17 protein-coding genes are annotated in these 15,485 nt (G+C 62.4%); 11 read left to right on the top strand and 6 right to left on the bottom strand.

All coding sequences use genetic code 11. From position 1 onward, the window contains the following. Positions 1 to 122: 122 nt before the first annotated feature. Together PMI38_RS19135 and PMI38_RS19130 are read right to left on the bottom strand one after the other, a co-directional pair. Positions 123 to 599: a MarR family winged helix-turn-helix transcriptional regulator gene (locus PMI38_RS19135; RefSeq protein ID WP_008097349.1), complete on the bottom strand. Its 477-nt coding sequence runs from the start codon at positions 597 to 599 to the stop codon at positions 123 to 125. Positions 600 to 667: 68 nt separating this feature from the next. Then, positions 668 to 1,720 (bottom strand): 2,5-dihydroxypyridine 5,6-dioxygenase, encoded by a 1,053-nt coding sequence (locus tag PMI38_RS19130; protein WP_008097348.1) that lies wholly within the window; start codon positions 1,718 to 1,720, stop codon positions 668 to 670. 330 nt (positions 1,721 to 2,050) lie between these two features. Between PMI38_RS19130 and nicC the strand changes: the two genes are divergently transcribed. From nicC to PMI38_RS19100, 6 genes are all read left to right on the top strand, one after another. Beyond that, positions 2,051 to 3,199 carry a 6-hydroxynicotinate 3-monooxygenase gene (gene nicC / locus PMI38_RS19125; protein WP_008097347.1) on the top strand — a complete coding sequence of 383 codons (1,149 nt, stop codon included), beginning with the start codon at positions 2,051 to 2,053 and terminating at the stop codon, positions 3,197 to 3,199. Next, the gene (gene nicD / locus PMI38_RS19120) at positions 3,196 to 4,002 is read left to right on the top strand and encodes an N-formylmaleamate deformylase (protein WP_008097346.1); all 807 of its coding nucleotides are present in this window, start codon (positions 3,196 to 3,198) and stop codon (positions 4,000 to 4,002) included. The genes nicC and nicD overlap by 4 nt, the downstream gene beginning before the upstream one ends. A gap of 13 nt (positions 4,003 to 4,015) precedes the next feature. Next, positions 4,016 to 4,768: a maleate cis-trans isomerase family protein gene (locus tag PMI38_RS19115; RefSeq protein WP_008097345.1), complete on the top strand. Its 753-nt coding sequence runs from the start codon at positions 4,016 to 4,018 to the stop codon at positions 4,766 to 4,768. Positions 4,769 to 4,781: 13 nt separating this feature from the next. Beyond that, a complete protein-coding gene (locus PMI38_RS19110; protein ID WP_008097344.1) occupies positions 4,782 to 5,423 on the top strand; it encodes an N-carbamoylsarcosine amidohydrolase in 642 nt (213 codons plus the stop codon). Between the two features lie 211 nt (positions 5,424 to 5,634). Beyond that, entirely contained in the window at positions 5,635 to 6,948 is a 1,314-nt protein-coding gene (locus tag PMI38_RS19105; RefSeq protein WP_008097343.1) for an MFS transporter, read from the top strand. Between the two features lie 136 nt (positions 6,949 to 7,084). Further along, a complete protein-coding gene (locus tag PMI38_RS19100) occupies positions 7,085 to 8,377 on the top strand; it encodes an OprD family porin (protein ID WP_008097342.1) in 1,293 nt (430 codons plus the stop codon). A 31-nt stretch (positions 8,378 to 8,408) separates the two neighbouring features. Here PMI38_RS19100 and PMI38_RS19095 read toward each other — a convergent pair whose 3' ends face one another. The 3 genes from PMI38_RS19095 to PMI38_RS19085 form a co-directional block, all read right to left on the bottom strand. After that, entirely contained in the window at positions 8,409 to 8,768 is a 360-nt protein-coding gene (locus PMI38_RS19095) for an addiction module antidote protein (protein ID WP_008097341.1), read from the bottom strand. Then, the gene (locus tag PMI38_RS19090) at positions 8,765 to 9,073 is read right to left on the bottom strand and encodes a type II toxin-antitoxin system RelE/ParE family toxin (protein WP_008097340.1); all 309 of its coding nucleotides are present in this window, start codon (positions 9,071 to 9,073) and stop codon (positions 8,765 to 8,767) included. The genes PMI38_RS19095 and PMI38_RS19090 overlap by 4 nt, the downstream gene beginning before the upstream one ends. Positions 9,074 to 9,253: 180 nt before the next feature. Further along, entirely contained in the window at positions 9,254 to 9,871 is a 618-nt protein-coding gene (locus PMI38_RS19085) for a LysE family transporter (protein ID WP_008097339.1), read from the bottom strand. A 175-nt stretch (positions 9,872 to 10,046) separates the two neighbouring features. Here PMI38_RS19085 and PMI38_RS19080 point away from each other — a divergent pair, with 175 nt between their 5' ends. The 4 genes from PMI38_RS19080 to PMI38_RS19065 all read left to right on the top strand — a co-directional run bounded on the left by PMI38_RS19080 (position 10,047) and on the right by PMI38_RS19065 (position 13,699). Continuing rightward, positions 10,047 to 10,238, top strand: coding sequence for a DUF4223 family protein (locus tag PMI38_RS19080; RefSeq protein ID WP_008097338.1), 192 nt, complete (start codon positions 10,047 to 10,049; stop codon positions 10,236 to 10,238). Positions 10,239 to 10,565: 327 nt separating this feature from the next. Continuing rightward, complete coding sequence (gene mqo / locus PMI38_RS19075) at positions 10,566 to 12,203, top strand: malate dehydrogenase (quinone) (protein WP_008097337.1); 1,638 nt, start codon at positions 10,566 to 10,568, stop codon at positions 12,201 to 12,203. 240 nt (positions 12,204 to 12,443) lie between these two features. Further along, a complete protein-coding gene (locus PMI38_RS19070; RefSeq protein WP_008097336.1) occupies positions 12,444 to 13,082 on the top strand; it encodes a hypothetical protein in 639 nt (212 codons plus the stop codon). Then, positions 13,082 to 13,699: a helix-turn-helix transcriptional regulator gene (locus PMI38_RS19065; RefSeq protein WP_008097335.1), complete on the top strand. Its 618-nt coding sequence runs from the start codon at positions 13,082 to 13,084 to the stop codon at positions 13,697 to 13,699. Before PMI38_RS19070 ends, PMI38_RS19065 begins: the two co-directional genes overlap by 1 nt. 176 nt (positions 13,700 to 13,875) lie before the next feature. Here PMI38_RS19065 and PMI38_RS19060 read toward each other — a convergent pair whose 3' ends face one another. Further along, positions 13,876 to 14,211, bottom strand: coding sequence for an ArsR/SmtB family transcription factor (locus tag PMI38_RS19060; RefSeq protein ID WP_043273948.1), 336 nt, complete (start codon positions 14,209 to 14,211; stop codon positions 13,876 to 13,878). 50 nt (positions 14,212 to 14,261) lie between these two features. On the opposite strand from PMI38_RS19060, the gene xenA reads away from it, so the two are divergent. Further along, entirely contained in the window at positions 14,262 to 15,353 is a 1,092-nt protein-coding gene (xenA, locus tag PMI38_RS19055; RefSeq protein ID WP_008097333.1) for a xenobiotic reductase XenA, read from the top strand. Positions 15,354 to 15,485 lie beyond the last annotated feature (132 nt).

Below are 15,485 nucleotides of genomic sequence, written 5' to 3'. Positions count from 1 at the left end.
CAACCATGGGCTATCAGGCATAGGCACGTTGCAACAAATGTAGGAGCGAGCTTGCTCGCGATGCGCCGCGCGGGCGGCGCTCGATTCACGCATCACCACAAATCCAAAGCGAGGCGCCGCAATCACCCCGCCATCTCATCCCCATCGATCATCTTGCGCAGCAAAAACAGAATCGCCACCCGCTCCGCAGCATTCAGGCAACCCATGCTCAGCTCACTGATCTGCCGTGCGCAGGGAATCATCGCATCCAGCAATGCCGCGCCACTGTCGGTGAGCTCGACAATCACCTTGCGTCGATCATCAGGGTCCGGCGACAGCTTCACCAGTTCCCGCGCCTTGAGCCGTTCGACGATGCCGCGAATGGTCGCCTGGTCGACGGCGGTCGCCTTGATCAACTCGGCCTGGGAGCTGGGCCCGTGGTCGCGCAAGGCGCACAGGGTGACGAACTGGATCGAGGTCAGCTGCGGGTCGCACGCCTGCTGCTGGAAAATCGCGGTGTGCCGCTGATACGCCTTGCGCAGCAGGTGGCCGACCTGTTCGGTGACGTCATAGGGGGCGGTGTCAGGTGCAGCGGGCGCTTCAGTGGTTTTCTTCGACATGGGAGGGCTTGGGCTGTATGGATTGGGCTGGCCGGGCCCCGAAGTGGAGCGCCGGGCCAGTATAACCACTATCGTGCCTTGGACTCCTCAGGTGCGACCACATCGCCGGCCAGGACCACGGCCTTGTCGTCCAGGTAGATATCGCAGTTGCGCAGCGGAATATCCAGGTGGCAGGGGGTTTTGCGCTTGCCGCCGACTTCGGTGTTGGGGCCGGTGGAGAACAGGAAGTTGCCATAGAACGCGCGGGCATCCATGCACATGCCGTCGTTGCGGTCGTGCAGGCCCATGGCGGTCCATTGGGCGCGTGGCTGCAGGCCCCAGCCGATGTGGGAAATGCCGTACACCTCGGGGTCGTTGAAATACTTCATGTAGTCACGCAGGTACTCGGCCTCGAAGCCGCCATGGATGCCGGTGATGAAGCCTTTCTCGATCTCCAGCGTGATGCGCTCGCGGCAGTAGTTCTTGAACGGCAGGATGATGTCGCCGACGTCCAGCACCAGCGTGCCTTCGGCACTGTCCTCGTTCGGCCAGGTGAACAGGAAGCCGCTGGGCCAGTGGTCCCAGCGGCCGGGCTCGTCGGCGTAACCGTATTCGGTGACGGCCGGGTATTGGCCGAGCGGGGCGCGAAAATCACTGCCGGCCTTGGAGCGCACATGCATGCTGCGCGCCTGCTTGAGCAGGGTTTCGGCGGCCAGCACGCGGCGCTTGTCGTCCTCGGTGGGCAGCATGCGCGCCAGCACTTCCGGGGGTTCGACGGCCAGCAGGATGCGCGTGCCCGTCTTGAGGATCTGCTCCTGTTCAGGTGAATGCAGCAGCATCATGGTGTCGACGATCAGGTCGGCGGCCTCCAGTGCCCGCTGCGCCGCCAGGTTGCCGGTCAGGGCCGTGTCGCCGCAGTAGGCGGTCATGTCGTTGCCCATGGCAGTGGGGTGGTTGAACGACGGCAGTTCCACCGCGTAGACCTTGGCCTTGAGCCGCTGCGCGGCTTCCATGGCGGCGTTCACCGTACGTGGATCGGAATAGTGGCTCTTGAGCACGGCGACGCTCTGCGTCTCATTCACGCGGGACAGTTTCAGCACGTGTTCGAACATCTGGGTCAGTTCTGCGTTGCTAACGGGCATCGGCTTTCTCCTGGGCAGGCCTTGGTGGGCTCGAGATGCTGCACTGCGGCGGTGCATGGCGCGTCATCTCGGTGCGAATTAATAGTGTATACGCCATATTCTTGTAGATGTAATCGCATCCGTTCGACAAGCGCAAGGCGTACTTCCAAACGTTACCATTTCACACAATCCCTAGATAAATCGGTTACACGAGGCCGTTTGTTACATTCGATCAGCTGTTTGAAAATATTTGAGCCCCGCCCTTCCAATTAAAAAATTACAGCGTATACACTCTAAATCGTCAGGTGATCGAACCGCTGACCACATCACAGAACAAGAGGGGATATACCTATGCGGGGCAGGCAGAAAATCGCAATCGTCGGTGCAGGTCTTGGTGGTGCAGCAGCCGCCACGCTGTTGCAACAGGCCGGCTTCGAAGTCGACGTGTACGAGCAGGCACCGGAATTCACCCGCCTTGGCGCGGGTATCCATATCGGCCCCAACGTGATGAAGATCTTCCGCCGCATGGGGCTGGAGCAGAAGCTGGAGCTGATGAGCTCGCACCCGGACTTCTGGTTCAGCCGCGACGGCAACACGGGCGACTACCTGTCGCGCATCCCGCTCGGTGAGTTCGCCCGCCGTGAGTACGGCGCCTCGTACATCACCATTCACCGCGGCGACCTGCACGCACTGCAGATCGATGCGATCAAGCCGGGCACCGTGCACTTCGGCAAGCGCCTGGAAAAGATTGTCGATGAGGGCGACCAGGTGCGCCTGGACTTCGCCGACGGTACCCACACCGTGGCCGATATCGTCATTGGCGCGGACGGCATCCACTCCAAGATCCGCGAAGAGCTGCTGGGTGTCGAAGCGCCGATCTACAGCGGCTGGGTCGCCCACCGCGCGCTGATCCGTGGCGAACACCTGGCCCAGCATGCAGACGTGTTCGAGGACTGCGTGAAGTGGTGGACCGAAGACCGCCACATGATGGTCTACTACACCACCGGCAAGCGCGACGAGTACTACTTCGTCACCGGCGTACCGCACGAGGCCTGGGACTTCCAGGGCGCCTTCGTCGACAGCAGCCAGGAAGAAATGCGCGCGGCCTTCGAGGGTTACCACCCCACCGTGCAGAAGCTGATCGGCGCCACCGAATCGATTACCAAGTGGCCGTTGCGCAACCGCAACCCGCTGCCGCTGTGGAGCCGTGGCCGCCTGGTGCTGCTGGGCGACGCCTGCCACCCGATGAAACCGCACATGGCGCAAGGCGCGTGCATGGCGATCGAAGATGCGGCGATGCTCACCCGTTGCCTGCAAGAGACCGGACTGTCCGACCACCGCACTGCCTTCGCGCTGTACGAGGCCAACCGCAAGGAGCGCGCATCGCGTGTGCAGTCGGTATCCAACGCCAACACCTTCCTCTACAACCAGGAAGACCCGGCCTGGGTATATGGCTATGACCTCTACGGGCAGGAACTGAAAAGCGGGGAGGCGGCATGAGCACCTTCGTCGCCGGCGGCAACGTCAGCGCCAACGGCATCCGCCAGCATTACCTGCGCTACGGCGGCAAAGGTCATGCGCTGATCCTGGTGCCGGGCATCACCAGCCCGGCGATCACCTGGGGGTTCGTCGCCGAGCGTCTTGGTCAGCACTTCGACACTTATGTGCTGGATGTGCGTGGCCGCGGCCTGACTTCGAGCGGCCCTGAGCTGGACTACGGCACCGATGCCTGCGCGGCGGACATCCCGGCCTTCGCGGCGGCGCTGGGCCTGGAGCGCTATCACCTGGTCGGCCACTCGATGGGGGCACGTTTCGCCATCCGCGCCGCTGCGCAGGGCGCGCCAGGGCTGCAGCGCCTGGTGCTGGTCGACCCGCCGGTGTCCGGACCTGGCCGGCGCGAGTACCCGAGCAAGCTGCCGTGGTACGTCGACTCGATTCGCCAGGCCACCGTTGGCATGAGCGGCGATGACATGCGCGCCTTCTGCGCGACCTGGACCGATGAGCAACTGGCCCTGCGCGCCGAGTGGCTGCACACCTGCCATGAGCCGGCGATCGTGCGTGCCTTCAACGATTTCCACCAGGTGGACATCCATCAGGACCTGCCCCGCGTGCGCCAGCCCGCACTGCTGATCGTGGCCGGGCGGGGCGGCGTGATCCAGCCCCAGGACATCGCCGAAATCCGCGAGCTCAAGCCGGACATCCAGGTCGCTCAGGTCGACAACGCCGGCCACATGATCCCCTGGGATGACCTCGAAGGCTTCTTCGCCGCCTTCGGTGATTTCCTCGACCACACATTCGACTGACGGAGCACAAGACATGAGCAAGATTTACCGGATCGGCCAGATCGTGCCGAGCTCGAACACCACCATGGAAACCGAGATCCCGGCGATGCTCCTGGCGCGCCAGGCGATCCGCCCGGAACGCTTCACCTTCCACTCCAGCCGCATGCGCATGAAGCAGGTGAAGAAGGAAGAACTGGCAGCGATGGACGGCGAGTCCGACCGCTGCGCGGTGGAGTTGTCCGACGCCAAGGTCGACGTGCTCGGCTATGCCTGCCTGGTGGCGATCATGGCCATGGGGCTGGGCTATCACCGCCAGTCGGAGAAACGACTGCAGAAAGCCACCGCTGACAACGACGCGCTGGCGCCGGTGATCACCAGTGCGGGTGCGCTGGTGGAGGCCCTGCATGTGATGAAGGCAAAGCGCATCGCCATCGTCGCGCCCTACATGAAGCCGTTGACGGAACTTGTGGTCAACTACATCCGCGAGGAAGGCTTCGAAGTGCAGGACTGGCGCGCGCTCGAAATCCCCGACAACCTCGCCGTGGCCCGCCACGACCCGGCCAACCTGCCGGGCATCGTCGCCGGCATGAACCTTGAAGGCGTCGATGTGGTGGTGCTTTCGGCTTGCGTGCAGATGCAATCGCTGCCGGCGGTCGCCAAGGTCGAGGCGCAAACCGGCAAGCCGGTGGTCACCGCCGCCATTGCCACCACCTACGCCATGCTCAAGGCGCTGGACCTGGAACCGGTGGTTCCGGGCGCCGGCGCATTGCTGTCGGGCGCTTACTGATCGGGAGACGAACATGAGCGACGCACAAAGCGCCAGCGACAACTACCAGGGCGTATGGGGCCAGCGCATCGGCTTCGGCCGCAAGGCGGCCCTGCTGATGATCGACTTCATGCAGGGCTACACCACCCCTGGTGCGCCGCTCTACGCTCCCGGCGTGGTGACGGCCGTCGAGCAGGCCGCCGGCCTGCTGGCCCTGGCCCGAGACTGCGGTACGCTGGTGGTCCATACCAACATCCGCTACCAGGCCCCGCACTTCGCCGACGGCGGTGTGTGGGTGCGCAAGGCGCCGGTGATGAAAGACATGGTCGAAGGCAACCCGCTGGCGGCATTCTGCGAGGCCGTGGTGCCACGGGCGGATGAAGTGGTGCTCAGCAAGCAGTACGCCAGCGCCTTCTTCGGTACCAGCCTGGCCTCGCTGCTGCATGCACAAGGTGTCGATACCGTGGTGCTGGCCGGCTGCTCCACCAGTGGCTGCATCCGCGCCAGTGCGGTGGATGCCCTGCAGCACGGTTTCCGAATCATCGTAGTGCGCGAATGTGTCGGTGATCGCCACAACGATCCCCACGAAGCCAACCTGTTCGACATCGACAGCAAGTACGGCGATGTCGTCAGCCGGCAGGAGGCCATGGAGCAGCTTCAGCGTCTGGAGAACTGAATCAACCCGTCACCTTGCACCCATAACAATCAAGTAACGGCGCGGGAAGCCCGTTCCATGACCGTCCGCTGTCCAGGCGGTCGCCCCGCAGGAGCACTCGGGGTCTTGTGACGCCCCCCCGGGCGTGCCGCGTATAGTGCGCGGCGCGCCCGGAGCGTCGAAAACTGCTGGCCTTAAAACAACCACAAAGTCGCCCGCCAGGAGACAGGAAATGCCAATTGCGAATGCAACCGCGGTCCACGTTGAAGTCGACCGGGGTACTCAAGCGCTTTACCGCAGGATCACCTGGAAGCTCATCCCCTTCCTGTGTTTCTGCTACCTCGCCGCCTATCTGGACCGCATCAATGTCGGCTTCGCCAAGCTGCAGATGCTCGAAGACCTGCAATTCAGCACCGCGGCCTATGGCCTGGGCGCCGGGCTGTTCTTCGTCGGTTACATCATCTTCGAGGTCCCCAGCAACCTGATCCTGCAGCGTGTCGGCGCCAAGCTGTGGATCGCCCGCATCATGATCACCTGGGGCCTGCTCTCGGCCTGCACCATGTTCGTCACCAGCACCACGCAGTTCTACATCCTGCGCTTTCTGCTCGGCGCGGCCGAGGCGGGCTTCCTGCCGGGTGTGCTGTTCTACCTGACCATGTGGTACCCGACCTACCGACGCGGGCGCATCATTGCCCTGTTCATGATCGGGCTGCCGCTGTCGAGCGTGATTGGCGGGCCGATCTCTGGCTGGATCATGGGCCACTTCGACCAGGTACACGGCCTGCATGGCTGGCAGTGGCTGTTCCTGCTGGAGGCGATCCCCAGCGTGCTGCTGGGCATCCTGACGTTCTGGGCGCTGCCGAACAATTTCCAGCAGGCGAAGTGGCTGTCGGATGACGACAAGGCACAGCTGGCTGCGGACCTTGCCGCCGACGATGCCGAGGGCAAGGACAGCAAGCACAGCTTCCGCGATGGCTTCTTCAACCTCAAGGTGTGGATGCTCGGTGGCATCGACTTCTCGATCCTGCTCAGCGCCTATGCCATGGGCTTCTGGATGCCGACCTTCATTCGCGACGCGGGTGTCAGCGATACCTTCCACATCGGCCTGCTCACGGCGATTCCGAGCCTGGCGGCGTTGGCTGGCATGCTGATGATCGGTGCCAGTTCCGACCGGCATCGCGAACGCCGCTGGCACATCATCGTGCCGTTCATCATCGGCGCGATCGCCATGGCCAGCAGCACCCTGTTCAGCCAGAACCTGGTGATGACGGTGGTGCTGTTTGCGATCGCCTCGGCGGCGATCATCGGTGCGGTGCCGGTGTTCTTCAGCCTGCCGGCGACCTTCCTCAAGGGCACCGCGGCCGCTACCGGTTTTGCCCTGGCGTGCTCGGTGGCCAATATCGCGGGGCTGGTGAGCAACTCGCTGATGGGCATGGTCACCGATCTGACCGGCACCTCCCACGCGGCCTTGTGGGTGTTTGCCCTGTGCCTGCTGCTCAGCTGTTTCCTGGTCATCGCCTTGCCGGCAAAGCTGGTCAACCGTTAACGGTCCAGCGCTTCTTTTGACGGCAGCGCAGGCGGGCACCTGGCTCGCCTGCCGATCCCTTTCAACGCAACCCGACGAGGATGGCCCCTGGGCCGCCGCGGCGGGCTGCTGTTGCCCGCATCCAGGAGTTGCTTTCATGCTCGGTTACATGCCACAGCGTTATTCCCCGACCGCTCGCCTGGCCGGTGGTTGCATCGCCGCCGCCCTGTGCGCCGAGGCGACGGCCGAAGAGCCAGGTTTCATCGCGGGCGCCAGCGCTACGCTGCAAGCGCGCAATTACTTTTTCAGTCGTGACTATGCCGATATCAAAGGCCCGAGTACCCAGTCGCGTACCCAGGAGTGGGCCCAGGGCTTCATCTTCAATGCCACCTCCGGCTATACCCCGGGCATGATCGGCATGGGTGTCGACGTCATCGGTCTGCTCGGTCTCAAGCTCGACAGCAGCCCGGAGCACGCCAAGTCGGGGTTGTTGCCCAGCCTCGAAAGCGGCAAGTCGGCAGACGAATACAGCCGCATGGGCGCAGCGATCAAGTTCAAGGTTTCCCGCACCGAACTGAAAGTGGGCGAGTTGATGCCTAACCTGCCCGTGCTGTTGTTCAGCGACCTGCGCCTGCTGCCGCCGACCTACCAGGGCGCGATGCTCGAGTCCCGCGAGTTCCCTGGGTTGACCCTGAGCGCGGGGCAGTTCCGGTCAACCAGCCTGCGTGATTCGTCCAACAGCCAGAAGATGTACGCGCTGGTCAACGACCCGATCAACCCGGCGCGGCTGGCGCGGTTCACCAGTGACCGCTTCAACTATGTCGGCGCCGACTATGCCTTCAATGACAACCGCACCAGTGTCGGCGTGTGGCAGGCGCAACTGGAAGATATCTACCAGCAGCGCTTTTACAGCCTCAAGCACGCCCAGCCCGTGGGTGACTGGACGCTGGGGGTGAATGCCGGCTACTTCGATGCCCAGGAGGATGGTCGGCAGATAGCTGGCAATTACGACAACCATGCGCTGTTCAGCCTGTTTTCGGCCAAGACCGGTGGGCACACCTTCTATGTGGGGTATCAGCAGATCGGCGGTGACGACGGGTTCATCCAGGTCGGTGCCAACACCAACCCGATGGGCAATACGCTGCCAACCTATGAATTCTCGGCGACGGGGGAGCGCTCGTGGCAGGTGCGGCACGACTACAACTTCGTCGCGCTGGGGATCCCGGGGCTGACCTCGACCCTGCGCTATGTAAAGGGGCGCGACGTCGAGACCGGCCTGGGTTTCGAAGGGCGTGACCGGGAGCGCGACCTGGACCTTGCCTACGTGGTGCAGAGCGGCCCCCTGGCAGGGTTGGGGGTGCGGGTGCGTAATGTGATGGCCCGCTCGAACTATCGGACCGACATCGACGAGAACCGATTGATCCTGAGTTATACGGTCAAGTTGTTCTGATGAGGGCTGGCTGACTCGCAGTTGAGCGCGGCTATTTGGTCGCAGGCGAAAGAACCGGGTCAGCCAGCGGTTTTACGGTCAACTCTACACCCAGGGCCAGCATCAGCTTCTGGATGGTATCAAAGCGTGTCTTGCTGCCTCCCTTGAAGGTCTTGTAGAGAGACTCGCGATTGACGCCTGCGTCCTGAGCGAGCTTGTTCACGCCTCTCGCCTTTGCCACTTCGCCCATTGCATGCATCAGGACGTGTGTGTCGTTGGTTTTCAGTGCTTCAGCCAAGAATGCTGCAATGGTTTCAGGGCTATCGAGAAAGCGGGAAGCTTCAAAGCGCTGCGTGTTGCTCAGGTCCAGATCGAGGATTGGCATTTCTTCGTGGCTGTCTGTATCGCTCATCTTTTCCCACCTCGCAGATTGTCCAGGATTTCCTTTGCTCGTTTGATGCCTCTGCCTTGGTCAGTTTTGTCACTGCCGTAGAGCATCAGATAGCGGGTTTGACCCGTTCGTACGTAGTACATGCGATAACCGGGCCCAACGAACACACGCATTTCGCTGACACCATCACCCACTGGCTCTGTGTCGCCAAAGTTTCCGCATTCTGCTCGGCTGATACGGCCAAGGATTGCAGCCTTGCCGACGGCGTTTTTGACGCCATCGAGCCATTTATCGAAGTCGGGCGTGCTGCCGATCTCATTCGTCATTGTCGATTGTAGCCTACTAGCTACTTCCTGTCAGGGCTGGGGCTACCGAGGCTAGGGTGGCGAGTAAGCTCAAGCAATTACTGGATGGGGTAACCGACAATTTTACGAATTGGCCTACAGCGTTTCGGCCAAGGCAGGGTTGAAGGCCGTGGTCGAGGCCACGGCCTGTCACTTTAAAGTTCAGCGCATCGCCGCCAGCTTGATGCCAAAGCCCACCAGGCAAGCCCCCGCCAAACGTTCGAACAGGTTGGAAATACGCGGATTGGCGCGCATGCGCTCGGCCAGGTGGTGGGTCAGCACCACCGCGATCAATCCATACAGGAACGTCACCACCGCCACGGTCGCGGCGAGAAAGCCGAAGGTCACCAGCCCCTGATGCTTCACCGGGTCGACGAACAGCGGGAAGAACGCCATGTAGAACATGATCGCCTTGGGGTTGAGCAGGGTGATGAGCATGGTCTGACGCAGGTAGTGGCCGTTGTCCATGCGGCTGGCGCGTGGGGCGCCACCGGGTTTGCTCAGCAGCATGCGCAGCCCGAGGTAGGCCAGGTACGCAGCGCCCGCCCACTGCACGACGTGGAAGGCGGCAGGGTAGGCCGCGAGCAGGGTGGCAACGCCCGCCACCGCCAGCCACAGCAGCACCTGGTCGCCAAGAATCACCCCGCATGTCGCGGCCAGGCCGGCCTTGATGCCGCCCTTGCCGGTGGCGGTGATCAGGGCGAAGTTACCCGGACCGGGAATGGCCAGCACGATGATGAAGGCAATGACGAACGCGCCGTAGTCGGTGACGCCGAGCATGGGGGAACTCCTGTCGTAGGGCAGAGCAAAGGCACAGACAGGAACTATCGTTTGCGCCGGCCTGCTTTTCAACAATCAAGCCCATTGCCCACGAAACTTGGATCCAATGCTTCGGTTCTGTATCATCCCGCCGCCATCAGAAAGATGGCCGATGATTCATTTAAAGGACTGAGTAATGAAAAAGCTGTTCAAGGCCACCGTCGCCGTTGCTGTCGTTTCCGGCGTTGCCCTGCTGTCCGGTTGCACGGGCCAAGTCTACAACCAGCAGAAAAACTGCTCGTACGACTACCTGTTCCACCCTTCGGTTTCCATTTCCAAGGTCATCGGTGGCTGCGGCCCGATCGATAAACTGCCTCAGCCGCAGTAATCTTGGCGATACCCTGATCGCGTCGCTTGCGACCTGATCCAAGACCCCCGGTCATGCAGATGCCCGGGGGTTTTTGTTTCTCGGGCGTGACAACCTGCCGCTGGGACAACCTGCCGTCTTGCCTCCGGCCACGCAATTTGTTTGTGCTGGCATTTAAGATACAATCAGCGAAACGATTCAGCCCTGTCGGTCAATTCGACAATAGCCTGGGTCGTTTTCTGTTTCTCTGGCCGCTGAACAATGACCACAACAAGCCTGCGCGGAAGAACATGAAACACCTGGGCCAGCCACGGGCCCGTCCTCCGTTCTACAGACTGGAATTGATCAATGTTCAAGAAAGCTGGCAAGACCTTGCTGGGTCTGGCTGTTGCGGCGAGCTTCATGCAAGCACATGCCGCAGAAACCAAGAAAGTCGATGTGCTGCTGGTCGGCGGCGGCATCATGAGCTCCACCCTGGCTGTGTGGCTGCACGAGCTGGAGCCAAGCTGGTCGATGGAGATGGTCGAGCGCCTGGACGGCGTCGCCGAAGAAAGCTCCAACGGCTGGAACAATGCCGGCACCGGCCACTCCGCCCTGGCCGAGCTGAACTACACCCCGGAAGACAAAGACGGCAACGTCAACATCTCCAAAGCCATCGACATCAACGAATCCTTCCAGATTTCCCGTCAGTTCTGGGCCTGGCAAGTGCGCCAGGGTGTGCTGAAGAACCCGCATTCGTTCATCAACACCACCCCGCACATGAGCTTCGTCTGGGGCGATGACAACATCAAGTTCCTCAAGAAGCGTTACGACGCGCTGCAGGCCAGCCCGCTGTTCCGCTCGATGGAGTACTCCGAGGACCACGCGCAGATCGCCAAGTGGGTCCCGCTGATGATGGAAGGCCGCGACCCGAACCAGAAGCTGGCCGTGACCTGGTCGCCGATCGGCACCGACGTCAACTTCGGCGAGATCACCCGCCAGTTCGTTGGCCACCTGAAGACCCAGGACAACTTCAACCTGCAGCTGTCCAGCGAAGTCCAGGACATCACCCGCAACGAGGACGGCTCCTGGCACGTCGAGTACAAGAACCTGAAGGACGGTACCGAAACGGCCACCGACGCCAAGTTCCTGTTCATCGGTGCCGGCGGCGGCGCGCTCAAGCTGCTGCAGAAGTCGGGCATTCCTGAAGCCAAGGAATACGCAGGCTTCCCGGTTGGCGGTTCGTTCCTGGTGACCGAGAACCCGACCGTGGCCATGCAGCACATGGCCAAGGCCTACGGCATCGCTTCGACCGGTGCGCCACCCATGTCGGTGCCGCACCTGGACACCCGCGTGCTCGATGGCAAGCGCGTGATCCTGTTCGGGCCATTCGCCACCTTCTCGACCAAGTTCCTGAAGAACGGCTCGTACCTGGACCTGCTGAAAAGCACCACCACGCACAACGTGTGGCCGATGGCCAAGGTCGGTATCGACCAGTACCCGCTGGTGGAATACCTCGCCGGTCAGCTGATGCAGTCTGACGACGACCGTTTCGAAGCCCTGCGTACCTACTTCCCGAACGCCAAGAAGGAAGACTGGAAGCTGTGGCAGGCTGGCCAGCGCGTGCAGATCATCAAGCGTGACGAAGAGAAGGGCGGCGTGCTGAAGCTGGGCACCGAAGTGGTGGCCTCGCAGGACCGCACCATCGCCGGCCTGCTGGGTGCATCGCCAGGTGCTTCGACCGCTGCACCGATCATGCTGACCGTCCTGGAAACCGTGTTCAAGGAGAAGGTCGCGACCCCTGAGTGGCAGGCCAAGATCAAAGAGATCGTGCCGAGCTACGGTACCAAGCTGAATGATTCGGCTGCCGCTACCCAGAAAGAGTGGAACTACACCGCTGAGGTGCTGCAGCTGGAGAAGCCGCCGGTCATCGACCAGAGCGTCGGTACCAGCACTGCTGTCAGCCAGCCGGTTGAGAGCAAGCCTGAGAACGACATGGCGCTGTAAGCAGCTGCCTTGTTGGGATCGAAAGCCACGGGGGTGACCTCGTGGCTTTTTTGTTGTCTGTCCTGGCCCTTCGCGGATAAATCCGCTCCTACAGGTACAGCGCCGTATGTAGGAGCGGATTTATCCGCGAAGGGCCAGAACTGAAGACCACCGATCGGAAATCCACCCTCAGCCCAATAAAAACATATTTTGATGCTTAAATTAATCTTGTCAGCCGATCCCCTCCAGGAGGGTGCCGTCATGAACCTCAAGATTGCCGCCTTACTGCTGTTCGCCCTGTGCGCCCAACCGGCGTGGAGCGCGAGCTACTCCACCGCAGCCCCCGCCGCCAAACCCGCCGAATCCGCTGCACTGAACACGCGCCTGGCCCTGCGCGACCTGTGGGTCGAGCACATTTTCTGGGTCCGCAGCTACGCCGTCGCCAACCAGGCCGGCAATACCAAGCAGGCTGCCGTCGCCGCCAATGAAGTCGTCGCCGACGCCACCAAGATAGCCAACAGCATCGCCCCGCTCTACGGCCAGCCTGCCGCCGATCAATTGCTCAAGTTGCTCGCCGGCCACTGGGGCGCGATCAAGCACTACAGCGATGCCACCGTGGCCAAGGACAAGAAAGGCCAGCAGGCCGCCGTCGATGAGCTGACCAGCAACGCCAAGGCCATCGCTGCTTTCCTGGCCAAGGCCAACCCCTATTTGCCCGAGCCGACCCTGCTCACGCTGCTCAGCGCCCACGGTGGCCATCACGTTGCGCAGATCGACCAGTTGGCCGCCGGTGACTACACGGGCGAGGCGCGCACCTGGGCGATGATGCGCGAGCATATCCTGACCTTGTCCGACGCCCTCGCCGGGGCGCTGGTCAAGCAGTTCCCGGACAAGTTCTGATGCTCGAAGGACTGGGCCGTACCCAACAGGACCTGCTCCATGCGTTGTTGCGTCAGCCAACCGGCATGAGCATCGACGACCTGGCGCAGGCCCTGTCCGTCACCCGCACGGCCGTGCGTCAGCACCTGGCCGCACTGGAGCGCGACGGGCTGGTCATGCGTGGCGCAACACGCCCTACCGGCCGACGCCCAGAGCAATTGCACCAGCTGACCGAGCAGGGCCGTGAATTGTTCCCCCGCCAGTACCCGCTGCTGGCCAACCTGCTGATCGGTGAAGTGGCCGGCCTGCTGGGCGAGCCGGCGCTGCTGGCGCTGATGCGGCAACTGGGGCGCAAGCTGGCCAGTGACCTGCAGCCCGAAGTGGTGGATGAAGCGCAGATCGTGCAGCACATGAATGCGGCCGGGTATGAAGCTGAAGTGTTCTTTCGTTCAGGCGGGGAGCCGCAGATCGTTGCGCACAACTGCGTGTTTCATCACCTGGCCAAGGCGCACCCGGTGGTCTGCGAGCTGGACCTTGCGCTGATCGGGGCCTTGGGTGGGGGAGAGGTGGAGCATCAGGAATGCATGTTGCGCGGCGGCCAGGTGTGCCGCTTCGCGCTGCGCAAGCACGACACTTAGATAAGAAAACCCGATCCCTGTGGGAGCCGGCTTGCCGGCGATGAGGCCGAGGCAGGCACGACACGATAGCCCTGTACAGCCTGTTCGGGCCCTATCGCCGGCAAGCCGACTCCCACAGGAATCGCGCCTGCTTTTAGAAATTGAGCAAGACAGTTGCTCCCACAGTCATCGCCGAATCACTGCTGTCGCAGGATGCTCGCCAGCAATCCAGGGAACCGCCCGTCGAGCATTTCGCTGCGCAGCGAATTCATATGGGTGGTCCCCACATTGCGCGTATGCACCAGCCCCGCATCGCGCAACACGCGAAAATGGTGCGACATGCTCGACTTCGGCCGGCCACCGTCCAGCTCACCGCAGCTGGCTTCGGTCACGCCCGCCAGGTGCCGCACGATCTCAAGGCGCACGGGGTCGCTCAGCGCATAGAGCACGCGCTCGAGAATCAGGTCTTCGGGGTTGGGATGTTTGTAGGCTCGCATGGTCGCCATGATAACGGGGGTTTCACAAATTGCCATAGTTCGAATATGATCGAACAATCGTATTCGAAAGACCCTGGAGTCTGCTCATGTCTGCATTGTTCGAACCCTATACCCTCAAGGACGTCACCCTGCGCAACCGCATTGCCATTCCGCCGATGTGCCAGTACATGGCCGAGGACGGCATGATCAACGACTGGCACCAGGTGCATTACGCGAGCTTGGCACGGGGTGGCGCCGGCCTGCTGGTGGTCGAGGCCACTGCCGTGGCGCCGGAAGGGCGCATCACCCCCGGCTGCGCCGGTATCTGGAGCGACGCCCATGCCCAGGCCTTCGTGCCGGTGGTGCAGGCGATCAAGGCCGCGGGCTCGGTGCCCGGTATCCAGATCGCCCATGCCGGGCGCAAGGCCAGCGCCAACCGCCCGTGGGAAGGTGACGATCATATCGCCGCTGACGATGCCCGTGGCTGGGAAACCATCGCCCCCTCGGCCATCGCCTTTGGTGCGCACCTGCCGAAAGTGCCGCGTGAGATGACCCTGGACGATATCGCCCGGGTCAAGCAGGACTTCGTCGATGCCGCCCGCCGTGCGCGGGACGCCGGCTTCGAGTGGATCGAGCTGCACTTTGCCCATGGTTACCTGGGCCAGAGCTTTTTCTCCGAGCACGCCAACCAGCGTACCGACGCTTATGGCGGCAGCTTCGAGAACCGTAGCCGCTTCCTGCTGGAAACCCTGGCTGCCGTGCGTGAGGTATGGCCGGAACACCTGCCGCTGACGGCCCGTTTCGGCGTGCTGGAGTATGACGGCCGTGATGAGCAGACCTTGGATGAGTCCATTGAGCTGGCGCGTATGTTCAAGGCAGGTGGCCTCGATCTGCTGAGTGTGAGCGTTGGCTTCACCATTCCTGAAACCAGCATTCCGTGGGGCCCGGCGTTCATGGGACCGATTGCCGAGCGCGTGCGCCGCGAGGCGGGGATGCCGGTGACTTCGGCGTGGGGCTTTGGTACGCCGCAGTTGGCGGAAGCGGCGCTGCAGGCCAATCAGCTTGACCTGGTGTCGGTGGGGCGTGCGCATTTGGCCGACCCGCATTGGGCGTATTTTGCGGCCAAGGCGTTGGGCGTGGATAAAGCGGCGTGGACCTTGCCGGCGCCGTACGCGCATTGGCTTGAGCGTTATCGCTGAGGGATTTCGCCGATACATTTGTGGTGGTTTTGAGACCGAGCGCCGCCCGCGCGGCGCATCGCGAGCAAGCTCGCTCCTACATTTGTTGCAACGTGCCACGGTCTGTCAGGCCATGGTTGTCCGCTTTTTAGC

This window comes from Pseudomonas sp. GM84 (genome assembly GCF_000282535.1).
GTDB lineage: Bacteria > Pseudomonadota > Gammaproteobacteria > Pseudomonadales > Pseudomonadaceae > Aquipseudomonas.
This window is presented reverse-complemented; position numbering and strand designations above follow the sequence as displayed.